Source organism: Meiothermus sp. (genome assembly GCF_026004115.1).
GTDB lineage: Bacteria > Deinococcota > Deinococci > Deinococcales > Thermaceae > Meiothermus.
This window is the reverse complement of the sequence record NZ_BPIM01000001.1, coordinates 795,518-809,337: the sequence shown is the minus strand read 5'-3', so window position 1 is coordinate 809,337 and position 13,820 is coordinate 795,518. Positions and strand designations below refer to the sequence as shown.

10 protein-coding genes and 1 tRNA gene are annotated in these 13,820 nt (G+C 60.3%); 4 read left to right on the top strand and 7 right to left on the bottom strand.

Annotated features, from left to right (window positions below; translation table 11 throughout):
• Nucleotides 1-36 precede the first annotated feature (36 nt).
• Nucleotides 37-113: transfer RNA gene (locus tag Q0X23_RS03800), tRNA-Ile, on the top strand.
• 149 nt (nt 114-262) lie between these two features.
• Here Q0X23_RS03800 and Q0X23_RS03795 read toward each other — a convergent pair.
• The 6 genes from Q0X23_RS03795 to Q0X23_RS03770 form a co-directional block, all read right to left on the bottom strand.
• Nucleotides 263-1,675: a murein hydrolase activator EnvC gene (locus Q0X23_RS03795; RefSeq protein WP_297859061.1), complete on the bottom strand. Its 1,413-nt coding sequence runs from the start codon at nt 1,673-1,675 to the stop codon at nt 263-265.
• Nucleotides 1,672-2,532, bottom strand: a complete 861-nt coding sequence (locus tag Q0X23_RS03790; RefSeq protein WP_297859060.1) for an ABC transporter permease — start codon at nt 2,530-2,532, stop codon at nt 1,672-1,674. Before Q0X23_RS03790 ends, Q0X23_RS03795 begins: the two co-directional genes overlap by 4 nt.
• 60 nt (nt 2,533-2,592) lie before the next feature.
• On the bottom strand, nt 2,593-3,843 hold the full coding sequence (locus Q0X23_RS03785) for a glycerate kinase (RefSeq protein WP_297859059.1): 1,251 nt from the start codon (nt 3,841-3,843) through the stop codon (nt 2,593-2,595).
• Nucleotides 3,844-3,925: 82 nt separating this feature from the next.
• Complete coding sequence (glcF, locus tag Q0X23_RS03780; RefSeq protein WP_297859058.1) at nt 3,926-5,194, bottom strand: glycolate oxidase subunit GlcF; 1,269 nt, start codon at nt 5,192-5,194, stop codon at nt 3,926-3,928.
• 8 nt (nt 5,195-5,202) lie between these two features.
• Nucleotides 5,203-6,276, bottom strand: a complete 1,074-nt coding sequence (locus Q0X23_RS03775; RefSeq protein WP_374707440.1) for an FAD-binding protein — start codon at nt 6,274-6,276, stop codon at nt 5,203-5,205.
• A gap of 90 nt (nt 6,277-6,366) precedes the next feature.
• Nucleotides 6,367-7,806 carry an FAD-linked oxidase C-terminal domain-containing protein gene (locus Q0X23_RS03770; protein ID WP_297859057.1) on the bottom strand — a complete coding sequence of 480 codons (1,440 nt, stop codon included), beginning with the start codon at nt 7,804-7,806 and terminating at the stop codon, nt 6,367-6,369.
• Nucleotides 7,807-8,584: 778 nt separating this feature from the next.
• On the opposite strand from Q0X23_RS03770, the gene Q0X23_RS03765 reads away from it, so the two are divergent.
• The gene (locus tag Q0X23_RS03765) at nt 8,585-9,520 is read left to right on the top strand and encodes a hypothetical protein (RefSeq protein WP_297859056.1); all 936 of its coding nucleotides are present in this window, start codon (nt 8,585-8,587) and stop codon (nt 9,518-9,520) included.
• Nucleotides 9,521-9,982 (top strand): hypothetical protein, encoded by a 462-nt coding sequence (locus tag Q0X23_RS03760; RefSeq protein ID WP_297859055.1) that lies wholly within the window; start codon nt 9,521-9,523, stop codon nt 9,980-9,982.
• Between the two features lie 716 nt (nt 9,983-10,698).
• Here the strand turns inward: Q0X23_RS03760 and Q0X23_RS03755 are convergent.
• Nucleotides 10,699-12,267, bottom strand: coding sequence for a polysaccharide biosynthesis tyrosine autokinase (locus Q0X23_RS03755; protein WP_297859054.1), 1,569 nt, complete (start codon nt 12,265-12,267; stop codon nt 10,699-10,701).
• 226 nt (nt 12,268-12,493) lie between these two features.
• Here Q0X23_RS03755 and Q0X23_RS03750 point away from each other — a divergent pair, with 226 nt between their 5' ends.
• Nucleotides 12,494-13,819, top strand: coding sequence for a hypothetical protein (locus tag Q0X23_RS03750; protein WP_297859053.1), 1,326 nt, complete (start codon nt 12,494-12,496; stop codon nt 13,817-13,819).
• Nucleotide 13,820: the final 1 nt, after the last annotated feature.

Below are 13,820 nucleotides of genomic sequence, written 5' to 3'. Positions count from 1 at the left end.
CAGCAAAGCCACCGCTATACTCATAACTCGCTGTGGGGGCGGTTAGCTCAGCTGGTTAGAGCACACGCCTGATAAGCGTGAGGTCCCGGGTTCGAGTCCCGGATCGCCCACCAAAAGAGTAGACGAGGGGCCCCTGACCAAGTTCGGGGGCCTATGTTGTTGTGGACTTTGGAAGCTGCAAAATGTAGCTATCCGCTATGAGCTATCAGCCATCGGTACATCGGTAACCCACGCAACAAGCCTGTTGGGAAAAGCGTGGATTTCAGTAATACCGCGATGGGTCTACGTAGCGAAAGTTGCCGTTGTTATCAATCACAATCACCCGGAACCACATCTGGTCGCTGGGAATCAGCACGCCGCCTCCAGTGAAACCGATTACCTGGCCCTGCCCCACCCGCTGGCCCACCGAGACGCGGGGCTCGAGGACATTCACGTACTGGGTGGCAAGCTGGTCGGAGTGGCGGATGGTCAGGGTATAGCCCAGGTTGGCAATGAACAGGCTATCAATCACCACCCCGTTGGCAGCGGCCACAATGGGGCTGGAAGCCTCTGCGCCCTGTAGGGTTTGCCAGTCGTTGCCCTGGAACCCGTAGGGCTCGGCTACCCGGCCCCCCCGCACCGGGAACTGCAAGGCCCCCACCACCTCGCGGGGAACCGAGGGGAGTTCACGCACGGTCTCGCGCTCGCGGCGGGCGGCCTCCTCGCGCTGGCGTTGGGCTTGTAGCTCTCGCTCGCGTTGGGCCTGTAGCTCGCGTTGGCGGCGCTCCTCGGCTTCGCGGCGGCGGCGTTCCTCCTCGGCCCGGCGGCGCTCCTCGGCAATGCGGCGCAGCTCGGCCGCAATGCGGCCCTGCAAGACTTGTAGCTCCACCCGAAGCTGGGCCTGGGCTTGCAGGGTTTCGCGCAGGATGACCTGCCGCCCAGCCTGCTGCTGGCGCAGGTTGGCCACGGTCAGTTGCACGGTCTGGCGGTTTTGCGCCAGGGCTGCGATGCGCTGCTGCCGTTCGGCCCGGCGCTCGGTAAGGGTGTCTACCAGCAGCCCCAGCCGTATGCGTTCCTCGTCGAGCTGGCGCACGGTGTTCTTGATGCGGTTCATCAGGTCGGTCTGGTGCTGCCCCAGCACCCCCACCCACTTGCTGCGTACCGACAAATCGGTGAAGGATTCGGCTCGCAGAAGGGGCAGGTAGCGCCCGGCCCGTTCGCGGTGCAGGCTCTGCAGCAGGGCCGAAAGACGCTCTCGCAGGCCCTGTAGCTCCTTTTGCAGGCTGGCAATGCGGGCCTCGGCCTGTTTTTTCTGGCCTTCCAGCAGGTCTATCTGCCGGGTCAGTTCGGCGCGTTCGCGCTCGAGGCGGGTAATCTCGGCCTCGAGGCGGCGCAGCTCGGCCAGTTGCTGCCGGGTCGCGGCATCAAGGTTGGCCAGGTCGCGGTTGAGCTGGGCGATGCGCTGTTGCTGGAGTTGTTGTAACCGGCGGTTCTGCTCGGCTTGCTGCTGCAGCTCGTTCAGGTTGGGCTGGCTCAGAGCCCAGGGCGGAAAGCCAAAAGCCCCCATGAGCACCAGCATCCAGAGGCTTTGCTGGATATGTTTGCGGATAAGAAGCAGGTTTATTGGGAATCGTCTAGCGGCTTCGACCCCTCCCTTTCCTGACCCCCGACCCCCGATCCCAGAGCGCTGCTTCATAAATCGGCCTCCCGCAAATTGGCCCGGCTGGCCAGGTAGGCCCCGGTGGCCCCCAACAGCACCGCCAGCACCAGCATGGCCAGAGCGGCCCGGATCAGGTCGCCCCCGGCCAGCACCGGTACGAAGGGCAGCAGGTTTTGCAGGGCTTCGGCCAGAAAGCGGTAGGACACCACCCCCAGCCCGAGCGCCACCAGGCCCGCAGCCAGGGTGAGCAGCGTACCCTCGGCCACGAAAGGCCCCTGGATAAAGCGCCGGGTAGCCCCTACAAGTTGCATGACCCGTAGCTCCTCGCGGCGGTTTTCGATGGAGAGCCGGATGGTGCCCATCACGCTAAACAGGGTGTCCAGGAGCAGCAACACGATCAGAATATTGACCGCCACCCGCAAGCCCGCCAGCACCCGCACCAGTTGCTCGGTCAGGGCGCCCCCGTACTCCACGCCGTCTACACCTTCGATTCGTGCTACCCGGCGGCCTACCTCGCGCACCTGCTGGGGGTCTTTTAACTTGAGCCGGATGGTGTCCGGGAGGGGGTTCTGGATGAACTCTCGAGCCTGGGCCAGGTACGGGTAGTCGAGCTGGAGGGTGGCCAGGGCTTCTTCCTTGGTTTGCAGTTTGGCCTCGCTGACTTCCGGCCAGGCTTTGATCTCGTTCAGAATGGCGGTTGCTTGTGCTTCCGGTTTGAGGAAAGCGGCTACTTCCAGCTCGCGCTCGAGGGAGGCTACCACCCGGTCTAAGTTCCACAGCACCAATCCCAGCAAAAAGAGCAGCGAAAACGATACCAACGCGGTAAAAAAGGTTGCCAGCGTACTGGTCAGGTGTTGGCGCAGCGAACGCAAGGCCTGGGAGAGGGCATACACGGCCTTTAGTGTACAGTTTGTACTCAGCTTATATGTGAATTGGCCCTTAGAAACGACTTTCTATTCGACCACCAGCACCCGAAAATCGTTGAGGTTGTTGGCGGTCTCGCCGGTGACGAGCAGGTCGTTCATGGCCGCAAAAAAGCCATGCGAATCGTTTTTTTGCAATTGGGCTTTAAGATCCAGCCCCTGCCCCCGGGCCCGCCCCCAGGTGTCCGGTTGCCAGATGGCCCCTGCGGCGCGGGTATTGCCGTCAATCCCGTCGGAGTCGGCGGCCAGGGCCCAGAGGCCCGCCTGTCCCAGATAAAAGCCCAGCCAGGCCAGAAACTCCTGGTTGCGCCCTCCCCGGCCCGAGCCGCGCACCGTGACGCTGGCCTCACCGCCAGAAAGCAACACCACAGGAGGGCGGAAGGGCTGCCCGTGGGCGCGGATGCTCTGCACCAGGTTGGCGTGAAAGCGGGCCAGTTCGCGGGCCTCGCCCTGGAAGCGGTCGGAGAGGATGACTGCACGGTAGCCCTGGGCCTGCCAGTAGCTCTGGGCGGCCTCGAGCAGGGTCTGATTGCTGCCAATCAGCCGATTTTCCACCCGTGCGAAGAGGGCATCCCCCGGCTTGGGTGACTCGGGTAGCTCGCCCCCCAGGCCCTGCCGGAGGTGAGCCCGCACCTCGGGAAACTCCAGGCGGTACTTGTCCAGCACCTCGAGGGCATCGGCAAAGGTGCTTTCGTCCGGCACGGTAGGCCCCGAGGCTATCACCGAGAGGTCGTCGCCCGGTACATCGGAGAGGTACAGCGCCAGAATGCGGGCTGGAGTGGCCGCCGCCAGCCGCCCGCCCTTGAGGGCCGAGACGTGCTTGCGCACTGCATTCATCTCCTGAATATCGGCTCCGGAGCGCAGCAGAGCCTGCGTCAGGGCCTGCTTGGTGGCCAGGCTGATCCCCCAGGGTGCACACATCAGGGCGCTGCCACCTCCGGAGATCAGCAGAAGCAGCAAGTCGCTTGGCTTCAGCCTGGAGACCGCTTGCAAAATGGTCTGCCCGGCCTCCACACTGCGTTCATCGGGTACCGGGTGGCTGGCGGGCAGGATGCGCCCACGCAAAGCGTCGGGCCAGGCCCGCCCCGCCTCGGCTTTGGGTACAGCGATGAAAGGGGTCTGCGCAAACCGTTGCCGGGCCGCTTCCAACATGCTGATGGCGGCTTTCCCCACCGCCACGATGAGCGCCGGGGCTTCCTCGGGCAGGTGTTGTTCGGTGAGGTGGGCCGGGTGGGTTTGTGCCAGGGCGTGCTGGAAGCTGGCCACAAGTTGCTTGCGCATAACCGGCATTGTACTGAAAAAGAGCGCACAGACCGGCTATCTAAAGCTCGCTTTTTCTTCTGGTCTTTAGCTTTGGGCTATCTCATGCGGGGCTTTCGTGGCGGTAGGCCCGCTCGAGCAGTTCCACCGTGTGCATTACCGGAATCTCGCGACCCAGTTTGCGCAGGTGGCTCTTTATCTGCGTAAAGCAGCCGATGTTGCCGGTTACGACCATATCGGCCCCGGTAGCCAGAATGTGGCGGGCCTTGCGCTCCCCCAGGGTGGCGGCAATGGTGGGCTGCTCGAGGTTATACGTACCCGCCGAGCCGCAGCAAAGCTCGCCCTCGGGAATCTCCACCAGTTCTACACCGGGAATGCTTTTGAGCAACTGGCGGGGTTCGGCCCGTACCCCCTGGGCATGGGCCAGGTGGCAGGCGTCGTGGTAGGCCACCCTGAGGGGTTTTTCCATGGCAGGGACTTCCTGCAAGCCCAGTTCTACCAGAAAGACCGAAATGTCCTTGACCCTGGCCGCCAGCTGCTCGGCCTGGGCTTGTTCGGGCTCGCCGTGAAAGAGCAGGGGGTACTCCTTGAGGCCCGAGCCACAGCCGGCGGCGTTGGTGATAATGGCGTCGTAGTCGCCGGCAAAGGCTTTAAGGTTGTTGCGGGCAAATTGCAACGCCCGCTGCCGCTCGCCGGTGTGCAAGGCCAGCGCGCCGCAGCAGCCCTGGCTTTGGGGTATCACCACCTCCACCCCGTTCCGGGCCAGCACCTGCAGGGTGGCCTGGTTGAATCCCGGTTGCAGCACCTGCTGGGCACAGCCGGCCAGGAAGGCCACCCGGGCCCGCCGCGGGCCCTCGGCGGGGATGAACGCCGGGAGGGGTTCGCTTTTGGGCAGGGCTTCGGGCAAAAGCTCGAGGGGGGCTTTTAGCGCGGCTGGCAGCAGCGGTTGGATCAGCTTGCCCAGCCGGCCCAGCGTGGCCGCTGCGCGGAAGCGGGCCGGGTAGGGGAGGGTTTCCTGCAGGCCGATGCGAAAGAGCTTCTGGAAAGGGGAGCGGTGGCGCTTGGGCTCGCTAAAGCCCCGGTAGGTGGAGATGAGTTCGCCGTAGGGCACCCCGCTGGGGCAGGCCGTCACGCAGCCCTGGCAGCCCAGGCACTTGTCCAGGTAGGGCTGGGCCTCCTCCATCTGGAGGTTGCCTTCCAGCACCTCCTTCATCAAGAAGATGCGCCCGCGGGGAGAGTCCATTTCCTCGCCCAGCACCTGGTAGGTGGGGCAGGCCGGCAGGCAGAAGCCACAGTGCACGCAGGCTTCGATGGCGTGGGCCATGATTTCGCCCTGGGGGCCAAGTTTTTCGACATCAATTTTGTGCTGCATAGGGTTTCCTACGGTAAAGGGGCATGCAAAGAAAACTTCCCCTGGGGGTCGAGGGCCCGGGACACTTTGTGGCCCAGTACGTGCTCCAAGTTTATTCCAAGCTGGCTCCGCGCCACAGTGCCCTTTAGCACCAGGCCGGACAGGCCCTGGGCCTTGAGCAGCGCATCGAGCCTGTCCGGTTCGTCGTTCCAGGACAGGTACAAGAGGTTGCCCGCGCTCAGGTAGCGCCTTGGGGTGCTGCCCAGGGCTTTTTCCAGGTCGGGGATATGCCGCGCGGTGAGGGCCACCTTGACCAGCCTGCCCTCCCCCAGGGGCAGGGGGTTCAGGTGGCGCCAGTAGCGGGCTTCGGCCGCCTCTCGTAAAAGTTCGCCGGTTTGGCCTAAAAAGGACTGGAGGCGTTCCAGCCGGGCCGGGAGGGCTTCTGGCAGGCCCCCCAGCCGCAGGGCCAGGGTAGCCGGGGGCTCGAGGTCTAGGGCATAGAGCTCGATGGGCGAGCCCGCTAGGCGGTAGAGGGCCTTTAGCGCTTCTTCCAGGCCGGAAAAATTGACCAGTAAGGTGGCGGTGGCTTTGGGAAAGGGAAACACCTTGAAGGCCACCTCGGTCAGGATGCCCAGCCGCCCCAGGCTGCCCACCATCAGCTTGGGAAGGTCGAACCCGGCGGCATTCTTGACCACCTTGCCCCCACCCCGCACCAGGCGGCCCTCACCATCCACGAACTGCACCCCCAGAATAAAATCGCGCACCCCCCCATAGCGCTGCCGCATGGGACCCGAGAGCCCTGCCGCTACTGTGCCGCCGAGCGTGGCTCCCTGCTCCACAAAGGGCGGATCGAAAGGCAAATACTGCCCGTGCTCGGCCAGCAAGGCCTCCACCTCGGCGAGCTTGGTGCCGGCCCGGGCTACCAGGACGTACTCGCCGGGGTCGTACTCGAGCACTCCCGAAAGGCCTGCCATCTCCAGCACGGTCTGGCCCTCGAGGGGAGCACAGAGCGCAGGCTTGCTGCCGCCACCCCGGGGCCGGATGTGTGGGTACGTGCGCACGACCTCCTGGACTTCGGCAAGGCTGGAAGGCATAAGTGTCATGACCGCGCACCTCCTGCGATGCCGGCAACAAACCCCCCCTGCCCGGCTTTATGGCTTGCAGACCCGGCCGGATACTTTCCGAGAACCGCACTACTCACGCGAGATCACCCCGGCTTTCTCCAGCGGATGGGCCCCATGGAAGCGGAGGGCGGGGGCTTCGCCGGGGAACATCTTGCCCCGGTTGGAAAGCGCCCACGGGTCGAGGGCCTGGCGGATGCGCTGCATGGCGTCCAGGTCGTCCTCCGAGAACATCTCCGTCATGTATGACTTTTTCTCCATGCCCACCCCATGCTCGCCGGTGATGGAGCCGCCCAGGGCCACGCACAGCTTCAGGATTTCCCCTGCGAGCTCCTCGGCCCGTTGAAGTTCTCCCTCCACCCGTCCGTTGTAAAGAATGAGGGGGTGCAGGTTACCATCGCCTGCGTGAAAAACGTTGGCCACCCGCAAGCCGTAGCGGGCCGAGAGCTGTTCAATTTCGGCGAGGGCCTGCCCCAGCCGGGAGCGCGGCACCACCCCGTCCTGCACGATGTAGTCCGGCGAGAGCCGCCCCACCGCCGAGAAGGCGGCCTTGCGCCCTTTCCAGATTTTCATGCGCTCGTCGGCGTTTTGTGCCACCCGCACCTCGTAGGCCCCCGACTTTTGGATGACCTCTTCCAGGTATTGCGCCTCGGCTTCGACCTGGGGGGTTTCGCCCTCGAGCTCCACAATCAAAAGGGCCCGGGCTTCCAGGGGATACCCGGCCTTGACCGCGGCTTCCGCCGCTTCAATCGCCAGGGAGTCCATAATCTCCATGGCACCCGGTAGCAGCCCAGAAGCCACCACCGCTGCCACCGCTTCGCCTGCTTTTTCCAGCGAGTCGTAGGCGGCCAGTACCGTGTGATAGGTCTCGGGCTTGGGGAGGAGGCGCAGGGTAATTTCGGTGGCGATGCCCAGAAGCCCTTCGCTACCCACAAACAGGCCCAGCCAGTCGGGGCCGGTGTTTTCCAGGCTTTCGCTGCCCAGCTCTATGGTCTCGCCATCCGGCAGTACCACCCGGGCGGCCAGCACGTGGTTGGAGGTCATGCCGTACTTGAGGCAGTGGGCCCCGCCGGAGTTGAAGGCCAGGTTGCCCCCAATGGTCGAGACCGGCTGCGAGGAGGGGTCGGGGGCATAGTAGAGGCCATAGGGCGCAGCGGCGTTGGAAACCTGGAGGTTGATGAAGCCTGGCTGTACCACCGCCAGACGCTCTTTTGCATCCAGCCGCAGCAGCTTGTTCATACGGTTGAGGCCGATCAAGAGCCCGCCGTCAATGGGCAGTGAACCCCCCGAGAGGCTGGTGCCGGAGCCCCGCGCCACGTAGGGGATTTGGTGCTTTGCGCACCAGCGCACTGCAGCAACCACCTCTTCGTGGCTCTCTGGCAGCACCACCGCCAGGGGCCGGGCCCGGAAGGCGGTAAGGGCATCGGATTCATATGGAGCCAGTTCGCCAGGTTTGACCAGAAAGCGGCCAGGGGGAAAGAGGCGCTCGAGTTCACTCAGAGCTGGGTTCACGCGGCTCCCCCCATCTTGGCACTATTTGCCAGATGGATGTATTGGTTACAACTCTCTCGAACTACAAACCTCATGCAAGCGGCCTCCTGGTGTGCTTTGAAGCTAGCCATAGTTTAGGGGTTTGTCAATATTTCACGAACCAGCGGCCAGGTTCGCCTTGAAAAAGATGGCCTACGCCGCCCGATGGCGGAGTCATGCGGATGATGGTTTTTGCCGCCCTCCTCATTTGCATCCGAGTTCTACTCCACTGGTAGACCCTATTCTTGGACTGGTTGATGTGTGAAGCGCTGTGATACAAATCTTATAGGGGCAGACTTTCCGAGTTTGAAGGTGTAGACAGGTTGGTGGAGGAAGCCTTATGTTCCTTTGACCGGCTGGATGTGGTCTGTGTCTAGACGCATCCTCACAAGGGCTGGAAGGCCAACGTGAGCCAGCCTTGGTTGCTGGTGCACCCCATCACCCTCGAGTTCCACCACAAGGGGCAGATGGTTACGCTAGACCTCCCGGTTCCCCTGCAACTACGACACACATCTGGTCAATCCCGAGCCCGCACATGGGCAATAATTTAACTAAGTAAAAAAATACATTTGTCACTTGACAACGTGTACTTGATACGCCAGAATGCTTCTGGAACACGAAAGTGTAGCTGAGCATACGGAGGTGTATTTGGTTATGTGGAGTCCTATCGTTGGTCGTTGGGCTAATACTGCTGCTGGCGGCGTGCGGATCGCAACACGCCAACGCTCCGCTCAACGCCTCTCCCTCAGACGGTGAACCCGTGCCGCTAGCCCTGGCCCAAGCCCTCACCCTGGGGATGAAAGTCTCTGCCGGCGGGGTCAGCCTGCAAGAAGCCAAAGACCTGAAGTTTGTCGATGAAACCGTCTACGATCTATCGGACAAGCCTCTACACCACCTGGTACTGATGGGGCCTGAAACTACCGACCTCTGGGGAACACTGCAAAACCCCAAGCCTACCCATGCCCTGTATGCAGTAGGGGCCACCGATAAACGCAGCTTTTTCTCCTTCATCCTGCCAGCCGGTAGCTTCAAGAGCCTGAGCGACACAAGGGCCAAAGCCGCTTCCTTCAGACGTTTTCTAAGCCCAGCCGCAGGCATCCTCAATTCTGGTTCCGCACCCAGTACAGCGTATGCTGTCGCGCAGGAAATGTTTGAACCCGTCTACCTTGGCATGCGAGACGGTCAAAATGTATATCAGCCGCGGATTGCTCGCTATACCGACACCTGGTGGTTTCAAAACTCAAACCAAGGCAGTACCCGCGATACCAACATGATTCCAGGTGCCAACAACTGGATTCAGGACAGAGCGAGTGCGGAAGGGAAAAACTGGGAGATGCGGGGCAACCATAAGGCCTGGGTGAATGTAGTTTACTCGGCTACTGGATGGACTATCGTGGCCTTGCCCATCGCTTGGATAGACTTCAGTCAACACACCTGGCGTGTGTGGGATATAGTGCGTGGAAAAATTGGTCGGGACAACGAGCCGGTGATTTCTATGTATGGGCAGGGCGTAGTAGGCCACTTTGCTGTGTCGCAGGCCTATATTGTGCACGAGGGCTGGTTTTCAGCAAACGTGTTTTTGTGGATTCGGAGAGAATCAAACTCATGGATGCAAGATATGTTGCAAGGTAGTTTTGTCAACGTTACCGACATGGCGAGTTTCTATAGCGGGGCATTTGGAATGTACAGAAGGTAGGTGGTTACGATTAAGTTCCACTGGCTGTTTCCAACCCTGGCCGTTGCCTTAGCGGCATGCGAGTTGGAGTTGTCTTACTACGTACCTGTTACTGAAGCGGAATATACATCGAATGGGGTATGCTCGGGAGTTGAACTCACAAACAACAACGAAAAAAACAGGAGTATTGGCTACTTGTACAGAACAGAGGAGAGAACCGATGCGGTGGTTCTGACGCCTGGCCAGCCCGTCCGCATTCCAGATCCGAACCCTCAGCCCAGGAAAACCTACTACATTTTTGGTTTTGATTACTCTGAGCGCAACTCGGCGGAGGTAGACCTAACCTGGAGGTGTTTGCCGGATAAACAACCACTGCGGTTGCAGTTTACTTTTTATAGTAAACAGAGACCGCTAAAAGGGCTGCGCATCACCGAAAATCCTACCTCGCCCCACGGATTTAACATTGACGTAGTGGATTTCTAACTGTGATAAGAACGCCACACGAAGTGTTCCGCTAAGTCTTGGCCACAGGCCGTAAGCCTCAGCAGTTCCCCTTGCTTTCGGGCTGTGCTTTCCCGTCTCCAGCCCCTGCGCCACTATATTTGTTCTATTTCCCGGAAAGCCCGGTCCCGGGCTTGGAGGGCATCCGGGCCGAGGTGCGCCTGGTGCCGGGTACTGATGGGTACTTTTTTCGCCCACTTTTGTTCAATCCGGGAAACAACCGAAGCACGATTCAGAGGAGGCTCGTGCCGAATGGGAGCCTGCCAAACTTGAAGGCGGTTACTCGGCGGTTCGGTTCCAGATGAACCGGTCTGCCACCCGCTCCTTGCGCGAGGAAATCCTCAGTCTCCCGCTGCCGCAAAAGAGTTGTAGGGACTTTTACTCGCTACAGTTGATCCGCCTTAACTGCAGCGATAGGGTTTCCTTCCTCAAGTTGCAGTGTGGGGAGGTTCCCATCTTGAAGTATGCCAGCCAGCAAGGCAAGTTGGTGTTTGCAATCCAGGTGGATGCCGATGCTCCTGACGTTGTGCGAAGTTGCGCCAAGGTAGATTGGCAAAACTGGCGGAATCGGCCATGTGTACCTTGCGCAATTCCCCACAGATCTTTCGGGATCTCATCGTGCATCTTGACTATGGAGAAACTCACAAGAATAAAAAAAACCGCCCAGGACAAACCTGGGCCGTGGGAACAGGGTCAGGTTATGGCTTTTCTTCAGTAGCAGGTCTAAAGATGCCGGTGCTCCTGCTGCTGCCCTCGTATACCTTGTCGGGTTTGGGCAGGGTCTGGCTCTCGCGGACATGATTCATCACCAGGCCCAGGGTCTGGGCCCCGACCCGTTTGAGGATCTCGAGGGCCGTGCGCAACTGGCGGCGGTCGGTCTGGCCTTCGCGCACCACCATCAGCACCCCGGAGACATAGGGGGCCATGATCAGGGTATCGGTCACGCTCAGCACGGGCGGCGTGTCAATAATAATCATGTCGTACTGGCCGCTCTCTTTGAGGTGGGTGATGAAGGGCCGGAACAGCTCGGAGAGCAGGCGGGGTGGGTTCTCGAGGGGCTGCAGGCAGGGAAGTACGTACAGGTTGCTCTCGACCAGGGTGGGCTGGGGGAGCACGCGGGGCAGGTTGACCAGCGCACTCACGATATCCTGGCCCTGGGTGATACTGAACTCCTTGTGCAACACCGGCTTGCGGCTGTTAAGATCCATCAGCAGGGTGAGCTTACCTGCCCTGGCACAGGCCCGGGCCAGGCTGATGGCCACGCTGCTCTTGCCCTCGAGGGCCGCCGGGCTGGTAATGGCGATAATTCGAGGGCCACCCCCCGCAATGGTGTGGGTTACGTTGATGTCCAAATAGCTGGCCACTTCGGGGGAGAGGGTACGCCCTGCGCCCGCAGGCATCTTGGGAAACTCACCCAGCAGAGGCAGGGAGGTCAGGCTAAAGGCTTCGTCGGCGTTGCGCACACTGCGTACTCCGGCCTCGCGCATAAGTACCAGCCCCACCGCAAGGGTTAGCCCCAGCAGAAAAGCCACCACCGCGTACAGTAGCGGACGCGGGCTGGCCGGACGCGAAGGCGAAATGGCCCGGTCTATCAGGCTCAACTGGCCGGTGGCACTGCGCTCCAGGGCCCGCATCAGGTCAATATCGCGCAACAGGCTGGCCCGAAGGGTTTGCAGGCTGGCAAGGTTTTCGTTGCTGCGGTTGGTGGTCTGGTTAATCTGGCCGCTCACCACGGCAAGCTGGGCCTCGAGGGACTCACGGAAATTGCCGAAGCTTCCGCGTACCCGCTCATCATCCCATTGGCGCAGGCTTCTGGCCCAGATGTTGGCAATCTCGGCGGCGCGGTCTGGGTCGGGGTTGCGAACGCTCAAGACAATGACGTTGGAATTCTTGCCCTCTACGGTACGCACTCGTGAGCTGCGAGCAAAACGCTCGAGGTCGCGGGGGGTCGTGCCCAGGCCCGCTGCTTGCAAGGTACGCCCCAAAACCAGGTTACTCAGGGCGGCTTCGCGGTAGGCCCCCGCGTCAATCAGGGCCGAAGCCGGCACGGTGCCCAGGAGGTTGCTGCCCGACAGCACGTTGCTCTGGGCTGCCAAAAGCCGGGTACTGGCCTGGTAAACCGGTGTTTGGAGGCTCGAGAGCACAAAAGTTGCCACACTTAGCAGTACAGCAAAGGCCAGAATCCACAGGGCATGGCGCTTGAGGGTTCTGCCCAAACGCACAAGATCCAATTCTGGCTCTGGAGGAATTTGAGAAATGCCATTCATATCGAAGTATTATATAAACCTTTGGTATTTTTGGGCTGTCAGATATCACGTCCTGTTAGGCATAGCTTTATAAACTGCGACCCCTGGCCCAATACAATAGGTGCGTTATGTGGATTGGCCTAGAGCTAACAGAATTGAATAACGCTATAGTAGGTGTTGAAAAACGATATTTTGTTGAGTGAATAAAATATGCCTCTCACAAAATTTCTCATGACCTGAGGCATCAATGTCTACGATTCTCTGGATTAACAATTTCATTCGTGAGCGCTTTCCGAGCCGCTTCGCCTGGGCGGTGCTGGATCAGGGGCTTTATGGTGCTTCCAATTTCCTGATCAATATTTTGTTGGCCCGCTGGCTCGAGCCGCATTCCTACGGTGCTTTTGCCCTGGGATGGGCCATTCTGAGTATCGCCTACCAGATTCAAAACCCTCTGATTATCGAGCCGATGATGGTTTTCTCTTCTAACCGCTTTCGTCAGGCGCCCGCTACCTATCAAAAAATTGTAGTGCACCTCAACTGGATTCTCACTTTGAGTGCTACGGGCGTAATTCTGCTGGTGGCTTCTTTGCAGCGTGATCCAACCTTTACCGGAATGTACCTGGGTCTGGCGGTGGCCATGCCGCTGATGCTTTACACCATGCTGGTGCGCCGGGTGTGCTACGCCAACCTTACTCCGGCCCTTGCCGCCAAGGGTGGCTTGATCTACATGCCGGTTTTCTTATCTTCGGCTTTGCTCTTTAATCACCTGTCCTGGTTGAATGCTTTTTCGGCACTTTGCCTGATGGGCTTTTCGGCCTTGTGCTCGGGGTTGTGGGTAGAACGCAGTCTGGGGCGGGGCCTGGTGGCCGAGTCCTCTAGGGGGCTGGGCAGCGTGCAGATGGGACTGCCTACCCAAAACGGCGGCGGTCTGGGTCGGTGGATGTCGCTGTTCAGGGTGGTATTGCGCAGCCACTGGGGTTATGGCCGGTGGAGCCTGCCCGCGAGCTTGCTGGCCGTTGTAATCGCAGCCTTTCCCTACTTGATTCTGTCCCATATCAGCGGCCTGGCTGCGGTGGGTAGCCTGCGGGCGCTGGAAAATACGGTGCTGCCGGTCTATAGCTTTATGAATGCTTTTGGCGCTTTGTTGATACCGATTTTTGCCAGGGCCCGCACCACCGCCGAACTCACTCGAGTGGTGTTGCGCTACGCAACCGTTTTTTTCTTTACGGGGCTGCTGGCCTGGTTGATACTGGCGCTTCTGCATAGCTGGATTTTTGCTTTGTTATATGGAGAGAACTACCAAACCATCAGCTATCTCCTGATTGCCTATGGCGCACTGCCCCTGCTGGTCGGGTTTTCTATCGTGTTTTTGTCGGCCTTGCGCTCGCAGGAAAAACTGCGCTGGATTATTGTGTTGTACGCGATAACTGTAACTTTTATGGTATCTGCGGGCATTTTTCTAATCAGCCACAACGGGGTGCAGGGAGCAGTTATGATACAGGTCTCGTCGAATGTATTGCTGACGGTTTTGGCTGCACTGGTCTGGTATCGGTATGGGCGCAAAATTGCCTGAG